This is a genomic window from Corallococcus sp. AB018 (genome assembly GCF_003986945.1).
GTDB classification, from domain to species: domain Bacteria; phylum Myxococcota; class Myxococcia; order Myxococcales; family Myxococcaceae; genus Corallococcus; species Corallococcus exiguus.
In genome coordinates, this window is the sequence record NZ_RAWR01000031.1 from 1 (window position 1) to 17,648 (window position 17,648).

Consider the following 17,648-nt stretch of genomic DNA (forward strand, 5'->3'; position numbering starts at 1 on the left):
AGTCCACGCTGCGCGAGGACTCCGCCTGGCTGTTGGGGTTGGTGGAGCAGGCAGGGCAGGGGTTGGTGCGGGGCCTGGCGGCGGGCCTCCACGAGGAGCTGGCGACGAATCCGAAGGCCTCTGGAGAAGCGCTGGGCGCAACCCTGGCGACGCTCGCCGAGCGCACCGCGGCGGCGACTGTCCGGGGAGCGGGGGGCGCGCTCACGCAGGAGGAACTCCGCTGGCGAGAGGCGCCATGCAATCAGGACCTGGTGCGGCGCACGAGCCGGGAGATCACGGCCGGAGCGCTGGAGGCCCTGGGGGAGCAGCTACGACGGCCCCTGAGGGTGCTTGCTGGTGCGGGCGGTGCGCTCATCGCGCTGACAGTGCTGTCGTCTCGTTGGCGCCACGCGTGAGACACGACGCTTCGCTGCGGAGTGTGACTTCGGGCTGCAAGCCATCGAGAATGTCCGGATGGGTTGCTGGTGATGGATACCAAGACGCTCGTCGAACAGTTCGCACACCATGTGGCGGCACAAGGCGACTGCATCCGGGACGGTGACTCCAGGAAGGGCAACAAGCACGCCCGGAAGTACGGGGCTGCATTGGAGGCGCTGCTTTCGCAGGGAGATGCCGGACGGGAGGCGCTTTCTGTCCTGCTGAAGCATCCCCGTGTGGACGTGCGGGGCATGACAGCATCATTCCTGCTGCGTTACCGAACGGAGGAGTCGAAAGCGGTTCTGGAAGCCATCGCCGCGGAGGGTGGTCTGGCGGCCATTGGCGCCACCTTGAATCTCCAGCGCTGGGCCGAAGGCACCTGGTCGCTCGACCCGGGGTGAGCGGGCGCCAGGCTGTTGCGCTGCCCGGGACCTTGGTCCCTGTCCACTCCCTCGCCACCTTCCTTCCATGGACGGGTTCGAGAACGCCTTCGCGCTGCTCCTGGATGGCAGCGGGGGTGCGCGCTCGCTCACCCTGGAGGAGACGCGGAGCTGGCGGGCTTCGGATGGCATGCTCTGGGTCCACCTGCCTCCGGACCTGCCGGACCTGCCCCGCGTGCTGGAGGCCGTCTTCTACCTGCCTCCCCGGGTGCGCGAACCGCTCCTGGCCGACACGGGCCGCGTGCGCATCGACGTGCTCAACGAGAACGAGCTCGTCCTGCTCCTGCTGCATCCGGACTCCGCTCCCACGAACGTGTCGTCACCGCGTCAGCTGCGCGCGTGGATGACGGCGGACCGCTGCGTCACCGTGGCGCCCACGAATCAGCCCGCCATCGTGGCCGTCCGCGAACAGCTCGCCCATGGCCGGGGGCCTCGGGGCACGGACCTCTTCCTCTCCTTCGCCACCGCCGCGCTCTCCACCGCCGCGCTGCGCACCACCGAACTGGACGACACGTTGTCGGGCCTGGAGACCCGCTTCGAGGAGCGCCGCGACGACGCCATCGAGGTGCCGACGGACCTGCGCCGGTTGCGCCGCACCCTCGTGGAACAGCGCCGCTTCGTCTCCCTGGCCCGCGACGCCATCCTGCGCGTCAGCCTGCTCACCGTGGAGTGGGTCCGCGCCCAGGAACTGGAGCTGCGCCAGATGGCCGAGCGGGCCAGCGGCGCCCTCAAGGAGATGGACGCCCTGGTGGAGCGCGCCCGCATCCTCCACGAGGACGTCAGGGCCCGGTCGGACGCCCGCAGCCAGCGCATCCTCTACATGCTCACCATCATCTCCGGCGTCTTCCTGCCCCTGTCCTTCATCACCGGCCTGCTGGGCGTCAACGTAGGCGGCATTCCCGGCGCGCAGTGGCGCGGCTCGTTCCTGCTGCTGGTGCTCGTGCTCGTCGTCCTCGCCGCCGCGGAGTGGCGCGCCCTGCGCCGCCGCGAACTCGTGTGACAGCAGGCACGGTCCCGCGTCAGCGGACATCCCCGTGCGACCCTCGTTCCGTGGCGACCTCCTCCACTTCCTCACCAGCTTCATCCCCGGGCGCGGCACAGGCAGGGGGAGGACTTGATGGCGGGAGTCCGAACGCGCTGCTTGCTGCTTGGACTCATGGGGGGCCTGTGCCGCGCCGTTTCCCCCTTCGTCAGACGTCGCCTCCTCACGGACGGCCGGGCCCAGCGGGCCCTCCTCCCGCGCCCTCCACGCCGCGTTGTGGAGTGACTCCTTCGTTCCCAACCTCATGTCTGGGATTGCACCGGACAGGAGGCGACCTTGATGCGACGCATGTGGAAGGGCCCGGCCTGCCTGCCGTGGGCGCTGGCGCTGCTGGTCGCCATCCCCCTCCAGGCACTGGCGGCGGATCCGCTGCCGTCCTGGAATGACGGCCCGGTGAAGCAGTCCATCCTCGCCTTCGTCACCCGCGCCACCACCGAGGGCGGCCCCGGTTACATCCCCCCGGAGGAGCGCATCGCCACCTTCGACAACGACGGCACGCTCTGGCAGGAGAAGCCCGTCGTGCAGGGCGCCTTCCTGTTGGAGCAGGTCAAGGCGGCCGTGAAGGAGGACGCGTCGCTCGCGAAGCGGCAGCCCTTCAAGGCCGTGCTGGAAGGGGACGTGGCCCTGCTGTCCTCCATGGAGGAGCCCCAGTTGATGGAGTTGTTCGCCGCCACCTACGGGGGCAAGACACCGGATGAGCTCGCCCGCGAGGCCCGCGCCTTCTTCCAGACCGCACGCCACCCGAAGCTGGGTGTGCCCTACACGCAGCTTGCCTACGCACCCATGCTGGAGTTGCTCCAGTACCTGCGCGCCAACGGCTTCCAGACGTGGATCTCCTCGGGCGGTGGCACGGACTTCATGCGCGTCGTCTCCGAGGGCACCTACGGCATCCCGCCCCAGCAGGTCATCGGCAGCAGCCTGAAAGAGAAGTTCGACGAGGGGAACGGCCACCCGGTGCTGCGGCGCGAGGCCCGCCTGGACCACCTCAATGACAAGGCCGGCAAGCCGGTGGGAATCGAGCAGCACATCGGGAGGCGGCCGGTGTTCGCGGCGGGCAACGTGCGGTCGGGCGGCGACATCCAGATGCTCCAGTACACGAAGGAGCAGCCGCGCCCCGGCTTCTCGTTGCTCATCAACCACGACGACGCGGAGCGCGAGTTCGCCTACCAGGAGAAGAACGGCGCGTCACTGAAGGCCGCGCGCGAGGACGGCTGGACCGTGGTCAGCATGCGCCAGGACTGGAAGCGCATCTTCCCGGAGGAGGGACGGTGATGGACGCCTTGCACACCTTCATCGGGCTGATGATTTCGACCTTCATCGTCGCGCTCGGATTGTCGCAGGGCCTGTCGTGGCACCTGGCGGACCTGGGCCGGGGTGTGCGCGATCCGGCGTTCGCGCGGGGGCTGGGGGTGTGCCTCGTCGGCGTGCCCTTGCTGTCCCTCATCGTGGTGAAGGTGCTGCCAGTGCCGCCTGTCGCGGCCGGCGTCATCTCGCTGATGGCGTTCTGCCCGGGGCTGCCCATGGCGCTCAACGTCGTGTCCAAGCAGAAGGGCAACCTGGCGCTGACCCTGGCGCTGTCCGTCACCCTGTCGCTCGTCGCCATCGTGCTGATGCCGCTGTCCCTGAAGCTGTTGGAGCGGCTGTTCCCGGTGGCCATCCAGTCGCCACCGTACGGCGTGCTCCTGGGCAGGGTCATCCTCCCGTTCCTCGTGCCCTTCGCGATCGGCATCGGCTTCCAGAAGGTGGCGCCCGGCTGGGCGCACCGGCTGCGCAAGCCGGTGAAGCTCTACTTCAATGTCGCCCTGTCCGTGGCCGCGCTGGCGTTGGTCGTGGCCAGCTTCCCGCTGTTGAAGCGCCTCAGCTTCTGGGCGATCGTCGCGATGGTGGTGGTGACGCTGGGGGCCACGGCCCTGGGACACGTGGCCGGCCGGCCCCGGCCCGGGGACCGCACGGCGCTGGCCATCTCCGCCGTCTTCGGCAACCCCGCCTTCGCCTTCTGCCTGGGCGGCAGCACCTATCCCATGAAGAGCCTGCTGGGCGTCATGGGGCTGTACCTCTTCATCCGCACCGTGGCCCTGATTCCGTACCTGCTCTGGAACCAGCGCCACCAGGCGTCCGAGCGCGGCGGCGGGCCGTCAATGCCGTCGGGCAGGCGGGCCTCCGCGGGCACGTGAGCCCTTCCCTGTCGTGAAGCCGATGCGCGCAACGCACCCCGGTGGGTGATGCCGCGGGGCCCGAGGGCCTCCACCCTTCCTTGCGTCCAGGAGGCCAGGAGGCACGGGGGAAGGGCCATGAAGCGCACCGCGGTCACGGCCGTCCATGTCCTGAGCCGGTTCCTCCCGGGTGTCGAGCAGGCGCGGACCTATGAGCGGCGGTGGCTGCGCGCGGACCTCCTGTCCGCGCTCACCGTGGGCGCGATGCTCATCCCCCAGGGACTGGCCTACGCGCAGATTGTCGGCGTGCGCCCCGCGGCGGGCCTGTACGCGGGCGTCTTCGCGATGTTGGCCTACGCGCTGTTCGGTCCGTCGCGCCACCTGCTGCTGGGGCCGGAGGCAGGCGCGGCCATCCTCACCGCGACGGCGCTGGGCCCCATGGTGGCGGGCGGCGGGCCGGAGCGGCTGGCATCCCTGGCGGCACTCCTCGCGTTGATGGTGGGCGGGGTGAGCCTCCTGGGTGGACTGTGCCGCGCGGGGGCGCTGGCGGACTTCCTGTCGCGGCCCATCCTCATCGGCTACGTCAACGGCGCGGCGCTCATCATCATTGGCAGCCAGCTGGCCCGGATGTTCGGGCTGGAGCGCAAGTCGAACGAGTTCGCGGGGCAGCTGCACGAGGTGGCGGCGAACATGGGCCGCACGCATGTGCCCACGCTGGTGTTGGGACTGGGCATCGTCGCGGCGCTGGTGGCCATGCGCCGCTTCCTGCCGCGCTGGCCCGCGCCGCTGGTGATGGTGGTGCTCACCACGTGGGTGACCTGGGCGTTCCAGCTGGAGCACGGCGGCGTGAAGGTGGTGGGGCCCATCGCCGCGGCGGCGCCCGCCTTCGGCCTTCCCTCGTGGCGCTTCGAGGACGTGCGCACGCTCCTTCCGGCGGCCTTCAGCATCGCGCTGGTGAACTACGCCAGCTCCGTGCTCACGGGCCGCATCTACGCGGACCGCTTCGGCTACCGGCTGGACACCCATCAGGAGTTCTTCGGCCAGGCGGCGGCCAACCTGCTCTCCGGCCTCACGCAGGGCTTCCCCGTGACGGGCAGTGACTCGCGCACGGCGGTCAACGCGTCCATGAAGGGGCGCACGCAGCTGGTCGGCGTGGTCGCGGCCGTGGTGGTGCTGGGGTTCTCGCTGTTCTTCACGCCGCTGCTGGCGAAGCTGCCCCTGGTGACGCTGGGGGCCATCGTCATCGTCGCGGCGGTGTACCTGCTGGAGGTGAAGCCCATCCTCCGGCTCTGGCGCGTGCGGCCGGTGGAGGCGGTGCTCGCGGTGGTGACGATGCTGGGCGTGCTCTTCCTGGGCATCCTCCAGGGCATCCTCATCGCGGTGGCGCTGGCGCTGGTGGACCTCATCCGCCGCGCGGCGCACCCGCACGACGCAGTGCTGGGCGAGCGCGAGGGCATGCCCGGCTGGCACGACGTGGAGGGCCACGCGGACGCGGAGACGATTCCTGGCCTCGTCGTCTACCGCTTCGACGCGCCCCTCTTCTTCGCCAACGCCCGCTTCCTGCGTGAACAGGTGCGCCGGCTGGTGGCCGACTCGCGCCTCCCGGTGCAGTGGTTCGTGCTGGACGCGTCCTCCGTGTTCGACCTGGACATCACCGCCGCCGAGAGCCTGGAGACGGTTCGCTACGAGCTCACGGACGAAGGCATCGTCTTCGCGGTGGCCCAGGCGCGCGCGCCGATGCGCCGGGTGCTGAAGCGCTCGGGGCTGGCCGCGCGGATTGGCGAGGACCGGCTCTATCCCACCGTGGGCGCGGCCGTTCGCGCCTACCTCGAATCGCGAGACGACGCGCGGACCGCCGTGGGCGGCGAGCCCGTCTCCTCGCCACAGGTGCACTGACGCCATGACGCCAATCCAATCCAGGGCCCGGGATGTCACGGTCGCGGGCGCGGTGCTGGGACTGCTGCTGTCCGTGACGGCGCTGGCGCAGGACGCGCACTACACCACGCGGCAGTTCGGCAACCGGGCGTGGCTGCTGGGCGGCTCCTTCGTGGGCAACCCGAACGACATCAGCGCCGTCTATTACAACCCCGGCGCGCTCGCGCTCCTGGGCGCGCCGGAGTTGGAGCTGACCGGCAGCGTGTGGGAATACGTGCGCGTGAGCGTGAAGGACGGGCAGGGCACGGGGCAAGACCTGACCGACTCCAACGTGGACGTGCTGCCGTCGTTGATCGCCGGCTCGCTGCGCTTCGGGTTCCTGGGGAAGTCCCGGATGGCCTACTCGCTGCTCACGCGCCAGGGCTTCTCCTACAGCCTGCAGTCGCGAGGCACGCGGCTGGGCACGGACCTGGCCGGGGTGCAGGGCCTGGACCTGCTGTCCACGGACGTGCGCCTGGACCAGACCGTGAGCGAGTTCTGGACGGGCCTCTCCTGGGCCTACCCCGTCACGGAGCACCTGGGCCTGGGGCTGACGCCGTTCGTCGCGACCCGGCGTCAGGAGCTGCGCTTCCAGACGCTGGCGCAGGGCTCCGGTGCCGCCGGCCAGCAGCTGCTGGCGACCCTGGGCCGCGACCTGGAGTTCGACCACGTCCGGGTGTTGTTGAAGGTGGGCGCCAGCTACCAGCACGGCCCCTGGGCCGTGGGGCTCGCCGTGACGACGCCGAGCCTGGCGCTGTGGGGCCGGGGCTCGGTGGGGTACGAGCGCGCCGTCCAATCCCAGGGAGTGGACTCGAACGCTCCCGCGCCCGTGTTCAACTTCCAGGAGGACCTGCCGGCGCACTTCCGCAACTCCTGGTCCGCGGCGTTCGGGGTCAGCCGGAGCTTCGGCGAGTCGACCGCGGTGTACGCGTCCCTGGAGGGCTACGCGCGCGTCTCGTCCCTCTCCCTGGTGGACGCCGAGCCCATCGTGCCGCGCGGCACCACCGAGACCATCAACGGCGGCTACGACTTCGCGCTCAAGCCCTTGCTGAACGGGGCGCTGGGCGTGGAGCAGGCGCTGGGGGAGCGGGTGCGGGTGTATCTGAGCGGTCACACGGACTTCAGCGCGTTGGATTCGACGCCGGGGACGAACGCGCTGCTCGGCGGCTGGGACCTGTACCACGTCGCCTCGGGCATCCACTTCTTGCTGGGCCGCTCACGCTTCACGCTGGGCGGCAACCTGGCGTGGGGAAGCAAGCAGACCGACCGCCTCGCGGAAACGTTCCAGCAACTGGGCCTGTCCGCCCCCATGCGCACCCTGGACGTCCGCTACTTCCAGGCCACGCTGCTGATCGGCGCCAGCTTCTCGTTCAAGGACACGCAGGCCACCAGCGGCAAGGGCAGCGTGGACGAAGCCCCCAAGGCGGATTCCCCATGACGCGGGAGCACGGCGGCGCGGTGGACGAGGATGCTGCCTCCGCCTTCCTGCTAGAGCTGGCGAAGGCGCTGCACCTGGCCTACCAGCCGTCGCTGCTGGTGGAAGCGCGCGTGCGCCAGGTGGCGAAGGCGTGGGGAATGGACGTGCAGGTCTTCACGCTCCAGAGCCTGGCGATGACGGAGGTGGTGTCATCGCGGCGCCCGCACGTGGTCTTCGAGAGGCTGCCCTTCACCCCGCACTGGAATCTGGGCCGGGCCGCGGCGCTCCTACGGCTGTCGGATGCCATCTCCGAAGGGCACGTGCGACTGCCCGAGGCCCGCGCGGAGCTGGACCGCATCCTGACCCCGCACGCGCTGTATCCCGAGTGGCTCGTGTTCGTGGCCTACGGCGTCTACGGCGCGGCGGTGGCGGCGCGAGTGGGCGGGGCGTGGTGGGAGATGCTCGCGGCCTTCTTCGTGGGCCTCAGCGCGGGTGTCATCCACTTCGGCACGCTGAACTCGCATCGGGTGGACTTGCAGAAGAGCTTCCTCGCCGCGTTCCTGGGGACGCTGGTGGCGCTCGGGCTCACGCTCCTCCTGCCGCCCTTCAACGCCGTGCGGGCGCTGTTCGGCGGGGTGACGCTGCTGGTGCCCGCGATGGTGGTGACGCTGGGCTCGCTGGAGCTGGCCCTGGAGGCGGTGGAGGCGGGCCTGTCCCGGCTCATGTACGGCCTCTTGCGCTTCCTGATGCTGGGAGTGGGCATCGCGGCGGCGGGGACGCTCTGGCGCTTCGGCGGGCCGCTGCCGCCGCCCTTCGAGCAGCACGCGCTGCCGCTGCTCCTGACGTTCATCGTGGTGGCGGTGGGCGGGGTGGCGCTGTCGGTGTGCATGTCCGGGCGGCCGCGCGACGTGGCGTGGATTGTCGGCGGCGTGCTGCTCGCCTACGGGACGCAGGAGCTGACGAAGATGCTGTTCGGGGACCGGGGCAGCCCGCTGGTGTCCGCGTTCGTGCTGGGCGTGGCGGGGCTGCTCTACGGGCGCGGGAAGGAGCGGATGCCCATGACGGTCATCATGCCGGGGATGTTGCAGCTGGCGCCGGGCTTCATCGGCACGGAAGCCATCGTCGCGCTGCTCGGAGCGGGCACCGCGGGCGCGCAGGACCCCCGGTTGTTCAACGTGCTGCTGGTGGCGCTCCAGTTGGTGCTGGGGCTGATGTTCGCCACGGTCGTGGTGCCGCCGCGCGACCTCGTGGACCGCGGCTCGCCGGTTCCTCCCAGCGCTGGCAGCGCGTAGCGGCTACGGGCGCACGATGCAGCGGAACCCGATGTGGCTGGCGCCGCTGTCCACGGCCTGGGGCGAGCGCGCGGCGGGGCGGTAGCGGCGGCAGTAGTTGGGCGCGCACAGGTGGCTGCCTCCCTTGAGGACGCGGCGCGAGATGGTGATGGCGGGCGTGAAGGGGTCCTGGCTGCCCTTCGCGGTGGAGGGGCCGCGCGGGTTGACGGGGATGCAGCACGCCTTGCCTTTGTTGCCCTGGTGGCGCTCCTGGTACCAGTCGGCGGTCCATTCCCAGACGTTGCCGGCCATCTCATGCAGGCCGTAGCCATTGGGCGGGAAGGCGCCGACGGAGCAGGTGCCGTCGTGGCCGTCCTCGCGGAGGTTCTGCCACGGGAAGTAGCCCTGCCAGGTGTTGGCCAGGTGTTCGCCGTTCGGGGTGAACTCATTGCCCCAGCAGAACTCGTTGCGGTCCAGTCCGCCGCGAGCAGCGCGCTCCCACTCCGCCTCGGTGGGGAGCGTCTTGCCGGCCCAGGTGGCAAAGGCCTCCGCGTCTTCATAGGCGATGTGGACGACGGGGTGGGCGCGGCGGTGTTTCACGGAGGAGCGGCGGCCTTCGGGGTGTTTCCAGCAGGCCTCGGGGACATAGCTCCACCAGTTGGCCACGTTGCCCAGGTCCACGGGGCCCTGGGCCTTTCGAAAGACGAGCGAGCCGGGGACGAGCGTCTCCGGTGTAGCGCCGGGGTAGTCCGCGGGATTGAGCGGGCGCTGGGCGACGGTGACGTAGCCGGTGGCTTCGACAAAGCGGGCGAACTGTTCGTTCGTCACGGTGAAGCGGTCCATCCAGAAGCCTGAGACGGTCACCTGATGAGCGGGGGCCTCTTCGGGATAGTGGTGGTCGGAGCCCATCCAGTACGTGCCACCGGGAATCCAAACCATGTCCGGGAAAGGAGCACGGCCGGGGCGCGCGGCGGTGTCAGTGGGCTCCACGTCGGCAGTGGCGTCGAGGCTGTCATTCCGGTGCATGGCTTGAAGTCCTCCAACGGAGAACATCCGGCCCGGTGGGCGGAATGACACTCGCACCAGAGGCCGGGTAGGGTGTCAGCACGTTGACGCGCGTGTTGGAGCATGGATGGCCAGCAATATCCGAGACCGGAAGTCAGCCCTGTCCAGCGCTCTTGGCGCATGGGTTCTGCTTGCCGCCGCTGTCGCTGGCGGATGCTCCCATGCCCAGAAGCCAGAGCGGCGTGTCTATCTCATCGCGGAAGACGCAGGTGGAGTCGGCGGCGCCGGCGGACGCGACTGTGATGCCGAGCATGTCGCGTGCTTCGACCGATGCTGGAACACCGCTCCTCCGCCGACGAGCATCAAGTGGGGCTCTGGCAAGCACCACGAGTAGTGCACGGAGGAGTGCCGCGCACGTTACATGGACTGCATCGAGGACGTGGCGCGGGCGTCACGGAAGAGCGATGTCTCGGAACTTCGGTTTTCGAATCTCGACGGTGCGCTGAATTGGTTGAGGACGCACCGAACGGAGTTGGTGATTGGGACGGTCGTCATCATCGGGGGCGTGGCGTTCGTCGTCGCCACTGGCGGAACAGGAGCGTTGATTCTCGCGCCACTTGCGCTCTAGTGATCGCGGACAGGACGAGGCCATGACTGCATCCGAAAAGTTCGAGATGGAATCGACGCTGAAAATCCTGGATGCCGTGAGCAAGAGCCATCCGCCCGGTTCCAAGGAAGAGGCTGCTGTCCAACTGGCGGCTGTCGCGTTGCTCTACCTCCGCCGCATCAAGAAGCTGGATGGGTTCCTCGAATATCACCAGGAGTTCTCCGACTCCTCGGCGCATGTCCCCATCGCGAGAGACTTCGCGACCCAGACGGATGCCGACTCGTGGCTGGCCAGTGGAGAAGCCGTCGATGGTGCACTTGTCAGGATTGACGGCCGGGGCTTCCAGGTCATCCAGTTGCCCAAGGGCCTGAAGTTCCTCCGGACGCCCCTCCCGGATGAACTGGGACCTCCAGGACCGAAGTAGCGGGGCCGCACCGCCACCGTCGTCGATGTTCCGTCCGACGGTGGCGGTGGGTTGGGCTAATGGTGCGACTGCTGGAAGCGGTGGATGAAGTGCTCCACGTCATCGGCCAGGGACATGACCTGGTCGCTGATGCTGGGCTCCTCCTTCTTCTTGCGCGCCTCCTCCATCTGCTGTTTCACGCGCGCCTTCATCGGCCCGATGCTCAGGCTGCCCGGGGCCTGGCTGGGCAGGAACTCGATGAGGCTCTCCGCGAACTGCTTCACCAGCATCTGTGCCGGGACGAACGTGAACATGCGCTCGCCGTACCAGGATGTGTACAGGCCGGAGTGGGGCCCGTACTCGAACGGGTCCGAGCGCAGGTTGATGAGGTAGGGCCACGATGGGTTGAAGCGCTTGCCGCTGAACCACATGTCCGGGCCTTCGCCGTCCTGGTAGCTGAAGATGATCTTCCAGTCCTTGAACCGGACCGCCGCCAGGTCGCCGCTGTCGAGCACGTAGATGAACTCGTTCCGGCGGCCCTCCTCCGTGCCGGCCAGGAGCCCGTTCTGGTCATACCCGTCCAGGTGGACCCGGAAGGTCTTGGGCCCCACCTTGTGGCCGTGCTTGCACTTCTCCACCAGGTCCGTGGGGCCGCCCGCCGCCGCCACCATCGTGGGCATCCAGTCCTCGTGCGCGAAGATGTCGTTGATGACGCGCCCCGGCTCCACCACGCCCGGCCAGCGCACCAGGCACGGCACCCGCACGCCCCCCTCCCACGTGGAGCCCTTCTCCCCGCGGAACGGGCTGTTGCCACCGTCCGGCCAGCCCATCTTCTCCACGCCGTTGTCGGTGGAGAACACGACCAGCGTGTTGTCCGCGATGCCCAGCTCATCCAGCTTGGCCAGGAGCACCCCGACGATGTCGTCCAGCTCCCGCATCGCGTCCGCGTAGAGGCCGTAGCCCGTGGCGTTCCGGTACTTCTCCTGGAGGAACGTCCAGACGTGCGTGCGCGTGGTGTTGTGCCAGAGGAAGAACGGCTTGCCGTCCTTCACGGCACGATCCATGAAGTCCAGCGACCCCTTCAGGAACTCACCGTCCACGGTCTCCATGCGCTTGGTGGTGAGCGGACCGGTGTCCTCGATGCGCTGGCTGCCCACGATGCCCCAGCGCGGCTCCTCGGTGACGTCCTTGCGGTTCGTGGCCCAGCTGTGCAGCACGCCGCGAGGCCCGAAGTGGGCCTTGAAGGACGGGTCCTTGGGGTAGTCCGGGCACTCCGGCTCGTTCTCCGCGTTGAGGTGGTAGAGGTTGCCGAAGAACTCGTCGAAGCCGTGGTTGGTGGGCAGGTAGGGATTGGAGTCGCCCAGGTGGTTCTTGCCGAACTGGCCGCAGGTGTACCCCAGCGGCTTGAGCATCTCCGCGATGGTGGGGTCGGAGTCCTGCAGGCCGTACTTCGCGCCCGGCATGCCAATGGTGGTGAGCCCCGTGCGCAGCGGGTTCATGCCGGTGATGAACGCCGCGCGGCCCGCGGTGCAGCTCTGCTGGCCGTAGCAGTCCGTCATCATCGCGCCTTGTTTCGCGATGCGGTCGATGTTGGGCGTGCGGTAGCCCATCATCCCCTGGTTGTAGGCGCTGATGTTCCAGAAGCCGATGTCATCACCCCAGATGACCAGGATGTTGGGCTTCTGCTTCGTCTGCTTCCCATGTCCGTTGCCCGAGGGCTTCGCCTTGCTTGCCATTCAAGACCTCCTGGGCACGAGGTGTTCACGGAAATGGGCTCGGGCATCGTTCCAGGAGTCGGGGGCAGGCGGGCACCCAGGCGCTCAGCGTGAGTCGCGTCCGCCGATGACAGGGAACCGCTCGTAGGCCCGCCGGAGTGCTTCGATGTGCTCGGGGTTGTCGTAGTCGAGCGGAGCCTCCGTGAGCTGGACCACCCATCCGCCAGCAGGCGTGCGCCGTGAGCGAGACAGCAGCTCCGCGTCGCGAGCAGCGTCCGGGAAACCGATGGCCTGCGCGGCGGCTTCGGACCAGTAGTTCAGCCACCCGAGGTAATGCGGGATTTCAGGTGCACGGAGTTGCTCTGTGAGTTTGAGCGCTGGAAGTCCATGAGGAGGGCTGCCTGGCTTGCGTACCGGGTCCCGGACCTGCCGTGAGGCTTGGACGGCTGCGTCGAATGGCGTCGCATGTCCCCAGTAGCCATGAGCCGCTTCCGCGACGTTCTCCAGCAGGGCAGTGGCGAGACTGGATGTTTCCAGAGGCAGTTCGGCGTGGACCTCGAGCAACGCATGGCCCCCGGGCCCAAGCCTTTCAGGCCCATCCACGCCGAAGAGTGTCACGGGGCGCCCCTCATCGTTGTTGCAGAGAAGCTGAAAGCCGCCGCCGCTCCTGGCCTTGGCGAGCCAGGCGTCTCGTTGCGGAATCCTCACGACCTGCTGCTCGTCGGAAACGGTCCAGTCCAGGCGTGTGCCAGGGAGCGCGCGTTCCACGCCAAGGGCCATCTCCAAGGGTCGACGGTCGGCACCTATCATGGCAGGCGCGTGGATGCGCACGGTCAAGGTGTTGTGCATGAAGGCCATGTCAGCACCACGTCATGAGGACGATGTTGAAGTCTGGCAACAGTGCTTCGAGGAGCTTCTTGTGGGCTTCAGTGCGGACGCCAATCGAGAACTGGAATCCGCAAGCCTCCGCGAGAGCGCGCTCGCGTTTTGCCTCATCGACCTGCTTCTGAAGCTCGGCCTGGCGAACGAACGGGCTGTAGGTCTCGATGTCGTTGGTCTTGACCTCCCACAGCATGCGCGTCGCGCCTTGAAGCCCATCGAAGTTCTTGCCGTCGACGAGTGCATCCCATCCGGAAGAGGGTTGGGGTTGAGGCTTTCGCTTGGGCAGGGAACTATGGATGGCCACCTGTGTTTCTGGCACAGCCCGCGTCTCCTCGGGATACAGCTGGCGGAACTCGTATGCGTCCAGTGCCTCCTGAATGGCGGCAGCGACCACCACCGCGCCAATGATGAGCACTGCCCCCACGGCGATCTCAGGTGCGGCCAGGACGCAAACCCCAATTCCCAGCGCCGCCGCGTCCGCGGAGGCCACGGTGCACCGTCCCGTGGTGTCGCGAAACCGGAGCCGGTCCTGGTCGAGTTGCTGAAAACAGCGCTCCACGACCGTGGGCCACGGACGAGCTGCCTCTCTGACGACGCATTGGCCTTCATCGGTCCAGGGCAGTTTCGCTGCTCGTTGGAGATTCGAGAGACCTGGGCCGCGGGCCCCAGCGACCGTTGGCGGCGTCGTGGCGCAAGCAGAGAGCAGGACTCCCAACATGATGCCGGCATGGCAATGCATTGGAGCAAATCGTAGCCGCTTGGCTCATCGCTCCCTATCGCTCAGTGCACGGGCCCCCGCGAGTCGTCATCGGCCGGTGGATGCGGCAGGTTCCGAAGCAACTCCCGCATGCGCGTGTCCGCCTCATCCAGCCGGATGAGCAGGTCCTCCTGTCTGTGCCGCTCCTCGCCGTGCAGTGTCGCGCCCGCTTCGTCCACGCGCGAGCGCACCAGGTACAGGCCGTCCTGGATGAGGCGCCACTCCTGCCAGGCCTGGGACTCGTGGCGCGCCATCCACGCCTCCACGCCTGCATGCACGTGCGGATACACGTTCTGCCTTCCCACCTTCGCCAGCACTCCCGTGCGCTCCAGCAGCCTCTGCGCCGGTGCGTGCACGCGCGCCAGCGACAGCGTGATGCGCCGGTGGGACAGGTCCTCGTGCAGTCCCGCCAGCATGTCCGCGCCCGGCACGTCCAGGTCGTCCGTCAGCTCCAGGTCCAGCAACACCTCTCGCACCGGCACCTTCGCGTCGCGCACGCGCTTCAACACCTCATCCCTCAGCGACGTGGCGTTGGCGAAGAACAGCCCTTCCTCCGGCCGGAAGACGTCCAGGCCGGGCAGGGTGATGGCGGAGGCTTCTCGGTGCGTGGCCGCCAGGTCCAGCGTCCCAGGTACCCGCCCCAGCTCGCTCAGGCGCGGCCGGCTGGCGCGGTACACCGTGAGGAACAGCGACAGGCCCACCGCGATGAGCAGCCCGGGCAGCACGTCGAAGGCCAGCACGCCCACGAGCGCCACCGCCGCGCTCAGGAAGTCCGCGCGGCGCAGGCGCGCCAGCCGTACCAGCTCCTTCACGTCCATCATCCCCAGGATGGCCACCACCACGATGGCCCCCAGCGTGGCCTCCGGCAGCGCGCGGAACAGGCCCGTGAGGAACAGCGCCACCAGCAGCGTCAGCCCCGCCGTCACCAGCGAGGACACCTGCGTGGTGGAGCCCGCCTGATCATTCGCGGCGGACTTGGACAGGCTGCATCCCATGCTGAAACCCCGGAACAGACCTCCGCCCAGGTTCGCCGCGCCCAGGCCCACCAGCTCCCGGTTGGGGTCCACGTCGTAGCCGTGCTTCGCGGCGAACATGCGCGCCGGGCCAATGGCCTCCGCGAACGCCACCAGCGCGATGCCGCACGCGCCCGGTATCAGCTTCACCAGGTCGCTGAATTTCACATCCGGAAACTGGGGCGGCACCAGGCCCGCGGGGATGGGTCCCACGATGGCCACCCCCTTCGCATCCAGGTGCAACAGCGACGACACCGCGATGCCCAACACCAGCACCGCGAGCGCCGCCGGAATGCGCCGGGACACGCGCCCCAGGAGCAGCAGCGCCGCGATGCTCGCCGCCCCCACCGCGAGCGTCAGCGCGTGCGTCTGTCCCAGGTGGGTGAGGATGTAGCCCAGCCGTTCGAAGAAGCCTCCCTTCGCACCCTCGATGCCCAGCAGCTTGGGCACCTGCTTGATGGCGATGATGAGCGCCAGCCCGAACACGAAGCCGCTCAGCACGGAGGAGGAGAAGAACTGCGCCACGCGCCCCAGCTTCAGCACGCCCGCCAGCGCCGCCACCGCGCCCGCCATCAGCGCCAGCGCGGCCGTGAGCGCCACGAAGCGCGGCGTGCCCTGCTGCGCCATGGCGCCCACCGTGGCGGCGGAGAGCACCGACACGCTGGCGGACACCGCGATGATGAGCTGCCTCGAGCTGCCGAACAGCGCATACAACGCCAGCGCCGCCGGGGTGGAATACAGCGCCGCCTGCGGAGGCATCCCCGCCAGCTGCGCGTAGGCCATGCCCTCCGGGATGTGCAGCGCCGTCACCGTGAGCGCGCCCACCAGGTCCTTCTTCAGGCGCGTCCCGTCATAGCCGCGCAGCGAAGCGACGAAGGGACTGACGCGGGTGAGCCATGGGGTGCGGCTCCGAGCGGTGCCCATGCGCACGAGGTGGCCACCCGAACCGACAGGAGCATCGTCCTCTCGGGGGGGCCGGCCAGCGGCGCATCCGTCTGGTCACTCAGGCGACATGCGTCATGCATGATGGTGGTCATGCCTGTCGCAGTGGCGCGAGGCTGCCGCGCATGATCACTGTCAGTGCATTCAAGTGGGTGCCGCCGTTCGCGCAGGGCGTGGTCCGTGACCTCCGGGTGAGGTGGGCGCTGGAGGAGGCGGGCCTGCCGTACGAGGCGCGGCTCATCGACCCCCAGGTGCAGAAGTCCGCGGACTACCGCGAGCAGCAGCCCTTCGGGCAGGTGCCGGTGTTCCAGGAGGACGGCCTGACGCTCTTCGAATCGGGCGCCATCGTGGTCCACATCGCGTTGAAGAGCGAAGTGCTCTTCCCCAAGGACGAGGCGGGCCGGGCGCGCGCGCTCACGTGGGTGTTCGCGGCGTTGAACTCGGTGGAGATCCACCTCCAGCAGCTCGCGGAGATCGACCTGTTCGCGCCGGATGCCCAGTGGGCGAAGCTCCACCGGCCCGAAGTGGAGGCGCGGATCCACCACCGCCTGGGCGAACTGGCCACGTCGCTGGGGAGCCGTGAGTACCTGGAGGACCGCTTCACCGCGGGCGACCTGATGATGACCACGGTGCTGCGCATCCTGCGGCACACCGAGGTGCTCGACGCGCATCCCACGCTCAAGGCCTACAAGGAACGCTGTGAGGCACGGCCTGCGTTCCAGCGCGCGCTGGCAGCGCAGATGGACGCCTTCAAGCAGCACGAGCGGCGCGAGGCCTGACGCGCGGGAAATGACGCGGCGTGTCCTGGTGGGGGATTTCACGCTATCCTGCGCTTCCCCTCCCAGGAGCGCTCCCCATGGCCCGTGGCATCTTCAAAGCAGGCTCTGGCCCCTCTCTGCCTCCGAAGCGCAAGCACGACGACCTCACCTCGCCCATCCGCAAGCCGGAGGTGGAAGGGCCCGCGGTGAAGAAGCAGCGGACCCAGGAGACCCTGCCGCAGCAGCAGGTGCGGAAGCCGCCCACGGACCCCTCCATGCATGCCGCCTACGACAAGATGGCGCATGAGGAGATGCTGAAGAATCCGAAGTACGCGGCGCTGGCGAACGACGCCTCGCAGGCGTCCGATGGCAAGACCCTCAATGTCGTCACCAAGGACCAGGTCCAGGGCGGCATGTTCTACTCGGGCCCGAAGCAGATTGGCCTGCGACCGGACCTCACGGGCCCCAAGCGCGCTGGCGTCATGGCGTTCGAGATGACGAACGCCGCCCAGCAGAAGAAGTTCAGCAAGGTCACGGGCGACGCCTTCCAGAACGAGGTCAACGCGGCGCTGGGCAAGCCGCAAGTGGGCGGCAGCCTGCCCGCCCGGCGGGAGAACTTCGCCAAGAGCATGGAGCGCATCGAGTACGACGGCATCAAGCGCCACCATGAGGTGATGAAGGACGGCATCCAGAACCAGGGCTGGCCCAAGGAGATGGACCGGTTCGGCAAGCGGCTGGAGGGCGCGGACCCCAGCTTCGACAGCGACTGGGCGCGCCAGAACGTCCCGGACGCGAAGACGGGCAAGAGCCACTCGGACGTCTACCGCACGCAGTTCGACAACATCCACGCCAAGGCCAATGAGCTGGTGGCGAAGAGCAAGCAGCAGCAGGGCATTCCGTAGGCCCCTGGCT

17 protein-coding genes and 1 pseudogene are annotated in these 17,648 nt (G+C 68.7%); 12 read left to right on the forward strand and 6 right to left on the reverse strand.

The window, feature by feature from the left end; genetic code table 11:
* From D7Y11_RS09100 to D7Y11_RS09135, 8 genes and pseudogenes are all read left to right on the forward strand, one after another.
* Positions 1-395 (forward strand): annotated as a pseudogene (locus D7Y11_RS09100) (hypothetical protein); the annotation flags it as partial.
* Positions 396-467: 72 nt separating this feature from the next.
* A complete protein-coding gene (locus D7Y11_RS09105; protein WP_126933502.1) occupies positions 468-818 on the forward strand; it encodes a DUF2019 domain-containing protein in 351 nt (116 codons plus the stop codon).
* A 67-nt stretch (positions 819-885) separates the two neighbouring features.
* A complete protein-coding gene (locus tag D7Y11_RS09110; RefSeq protein ID WP_121752583.1) occupies positions 886-1,857 on the forward strand; it encodes a CorA family divalent cation transporter in 972 nt (323 codons plus the stop codon).
* A 321-nt stretch (positions 1,858-2,178) separates the two neighbouring features.
* On the forward strand, positions 2,179-3,171 hold the full coding sequence (locus D7Y11_RS09115; RefSeq protein WP_120579604.1) for an HAD family phosphatase: 993 nt from the start codon (positions 2,179-2,181) through the stop codon (positions 3,169-3,171).
* A complete protein-coding gene (locus D7Y11_RS09120; protein ID WP_120579603.1) occupies positions 3,171-4,073 on the forward strand; it encodes a bile acid:sodium symporter family protein in 903 nt (300 codons plus the stop codon). The genes D7Y11_RS09115 and D7Y11_RS09120 overlap by 1 nt, the downstream gene beginning before the upstream one ends.
* Before the next feature lie 117 nt (positions 4,074-4,190).
* On the forward strand, positions 4,191-5,948 hold the full coding sequence (locus D7Y11_RS09125; RefSeq protein ID WP_126933503.1) for a SulP family inorganic anion transporter: 1,758 nt from the start codon (positions 4,191-4,193) through the stop codon (positions 5,946-5,948).
* 4 nt (positions 5,949-5,952) lie between these two features.
* Entirely contained in the window at positions 5,953-7,404 is a 1,452-nt protein-coding gene (locus tag D7Y11_RS09130; RefSeq protein ID WP_126933504.1) for a hypothetical protein, read from the forward strand.
* Entirely contained in the window at positions 7,401-8,675 is a 1,275-nt protein-coding gene (locus D7Y11_RS09135; RefSeq protein ID WP_126933505.1) for a threonine/serine exporter ThrE family protein, read from the forward strand. The genes D7Y11_RS09130 and D7Y11_RS09135 overlap by 4 nt, the downstream gene beginning before the upstream one ends.
* A gap of 3 nt (positions 8,676-8,678) precedes the next feature.
* On the opposite strand, the gene D7Y11_RS09140 is transcribed toward D7Y11_RS09135, so the two are convergent.
* Entirely contained in the window at positions 8,679-9,680 is a 1,002-nt protein-coding gene (locus tag D7Y11_RS09140; protein WP_126933506.1) for a formylglycine-generating enzyme family protein, read from the reverse strand.
* 133 nt (positions 9,681-9,813) lie between these two features.
* The gene (locus tag D7Y11_RS43220; RefSeq protein ID WP_158641912.1) at positions 9,814-9,972 is read right to left on the reverse strand and encodes a hypothetical protein; all 159 of its coding nucleotides are present in this window, start codon (positions 9,970-9,972) and stop codon (positions 9,814-9,816) included.
* A 108-nt stretch (positions 9,973-10,080) separates the two neighbouring features.
* Here D7Y11_RS43220 and D7Y11_RS09145 point away from each other — a divergent pair, with 108 nt between their 5' ends.
* Together D7Y11_RS09145 and D7Y11_RS09150 are read left to right on the forward strand one after the other, a co-directional pair.
* Entirely contained in the window at positions 10,081-10,287 is a 207-nt protein-coding gene (locus D7Y11_RS09145) for a hypothetical protein (RefSeq protein ID WP_120579598.1), read from the forward strand.
* Between the two features lie 22 nt (positions 10,288-10,309).
* Positions 10,310-10,690 carry a hypothetical protein gene (locus tag D7Y11_RS09150; protein WP_126933507.1) on the forward strand — a complete coding sequence of 127 codons (381 nt, stop codon included), beginning with the start codon at positions 10,310-10,312 and terminating at the stop codon, positions 10,688-10,690.
* A gap of 56 nt (positions 10,691-10,746) precedes the next feature.
* Here D7Y11_RS09150 and D7Y11_RS09155 read toward each other — a convergent pair whose 3' ends face one another.
* The 4 genes from D7Y11_RS09155 to D7Y11_RS09170 all read right to left on the reverse strand — a co-directional run bounded on the left by D7Y11_RS09155 (position 10,747) and on the right by D7Y11_RS09170 (position 15,960).
* Positions 10,747-12,405 (reverse strand): arylsulfatase, encoded by a 1,659-nt coding sequence (locus D7Y11_RS09155; protein WP_120579596.1) that lies wholly within the window; start codon positions 12,403-12,405, stop codon positions 10,747-10,749.
* A gap of 84 nt (positions 12,406-12,489) precedes the next feature.
* Entirely contained in the window at positions 12,490-13,242 is a 753-nt protein-coding gene (locus D7Y11_RS09160; RefSeq protein WP_120579595.1) for a DUF5953 family protein, read from the reverse strand.
* Position 13,243: 1 nt separating this feature from the next.
* Positions 13,244-13,756: a DUF6310 domain-containing protein gene (locus D7Y11_RS09165; protein WP_306770428.1), complete on the reverse strand. Its 513-nt coding sequence runs from the start codon at positions 13,754-13,756 to the stop codon at positions 13,244-13,246.
* Between the two features lie 290 nt (positions 13,757-14,046).
* Complete coding sequence (locus tag D7Y11_RS09170; protein ID WP_126933509.1) at positions 14,047-15,960, reverse strand: SulP family inorganic anion transporter; 1,914 nt, start codon at positions 15,958-15,960, stop codon at positions 14,047-14,049.
* A 143-nt stretch (positions 15,961-16,103) separates the two neighbouring features.
* Here D7Y11_RS09170 and D7Y11_RS09175 point away from each other — a divergent pair, with 143 nt between their 5' ends.
* Both D7Y11_RS09175 and D7Y11_RS09180 read left to right on the forward strand, forming a co-directional pair.
* On the forward strand, positions 16,104-16,757 hold the full coding sequence (locus D7Y11_RS09175; RefSeq protein WP_120579593.1) for a glutathione S-transferase family protein: 654 nt from the start codon (positions 16,104-16,106) through the stop codon (positions 16,755-16,757).
* A 77-nt stretch (positions 16,758-16,834) separates the two neighbouring features.
* Positions 16,835-17,638 carry a hypothetical protein gene (locus D7Y11_RS09180; RefSeq protein ID WP_126933510.1) on the forward strand — a complete coding sequence of 268 codons (804 nt, stop codon included), beginning with the start codon at positions 16,835-16,837 and terminating at the stop codon, positions 17,636-17,638.
* Positions 17,639-17,648: the final 10 nt, after the last annotated feature.

Coding starts and splice junctions, on each gene's coding strand:
- D7Y11_RS09105 (WP_126933502.1), top strand. CDS start 468: ATGGATACCAAGACGCTCGTCGAACAGTTCGCACACCATGTGGCGGCA.
- D7Y11_RS09110 (WP_121752583.1), top strand. CDS start 886: ATGGACGGGTTCGAGAACGCCTTCGCGCTGCTCCTGGATGGCAGCGGG.
- D7Y11_RS09115 (WP_120579604.1), top strand. CDS start 2,179: ATGCGACGCATGTGGAAGGGCCCGGCCTGCCTGCCGTGGGCGCTGGCG.
- D7Y11_RS09120 (WP_120579603.1), top strand. CDS start 3,171: ATGGACGCCTTGCACACCTTCATCGGGCTGATGATTTCGACCTTCATC.
- D7Y11_RS09125 (WP_126933503.1), top strand. CDS start 4,191: ATGAAGCGCACCGCGGTCACGGCCGTCCATGTCCTGAGCCGGTTCCTC.
- D7Y11_RS09130 (WP_126933504.1), top strand. CDS start 5,953: ATGACGCCAATCCAATCCAGGGCCCGGGATGTCACGGTCGCGGGCGCG.
- D7Y11_RS09135 (WP_126933505.1), top strand. CDS start 7,401: ATGACGCGGGAGCACGGCGGCGCGGTGGACGAGGATGCTGCCTCCGCC.
- D7Y11_RS09140 (WP_126933506.1), bottom strand. CDS start 9,680: ATGCACCGGAATGACAGCCTCGACGCCACTGCCGACGTGGAGCCCACT.
- D7Y11_RS43220 (WP_158641912.1), bottom strand. CDS start 9,972: ATGCTCGGCATCACAGTCGCGTCCGCCGGCGCCGCCGACTCCACCTGC.
- D7Y11_RS09145 (WP_120579598.1), top strand. CDS start 10,081: ATGGACTGCATCGAGGACGTGGCGCGGGCGTCACGGAAGAGCGATGTC.
- D7Y11_RS09150 (WP_126933507.1), top strand. CDS start 10,310: ATGACTGCATCCGAAAAGTTCGAGATGGAATCGACGCTGAAAATCCTG.
- D7Y11_RS09155 (WP_120579596.1), bottom strand. CDS start 12,405: ATGGCAAGCAAGGCGAAGCCCTCGGGCAACGGACATGGGAAGCAGACG.
- D7Y11_RS09160 (WP_120579595.1), bottom strand. CDS start 13,242: ATGGCCTTCATGCACAACACCTTGACCGTGCGCATCCACGCGCCTGCC.
- D7Y11_RS09170 (WP_126933509.1), bottom strand. CDS start 15,960: ATGGGCACCGCTCGGAGCCGCACCCCATGGCTCACCCGCGTCAGTCCC.
- D7Y11_RS09175 (WP_120579593.1), top strand. CDS start 16,104: ATGATCACTGTCAGTGCATTCAAGTGGGTGCCGCCGTTCGCGCAGGGC.
- D7Y11_RS09180 (WP_126933510.1), top strand. CDS start 16,835: ATGGCCCGTGGCATCTTCAAAGCAGGCTCTGGCCCCTCTCTGCCTCCG.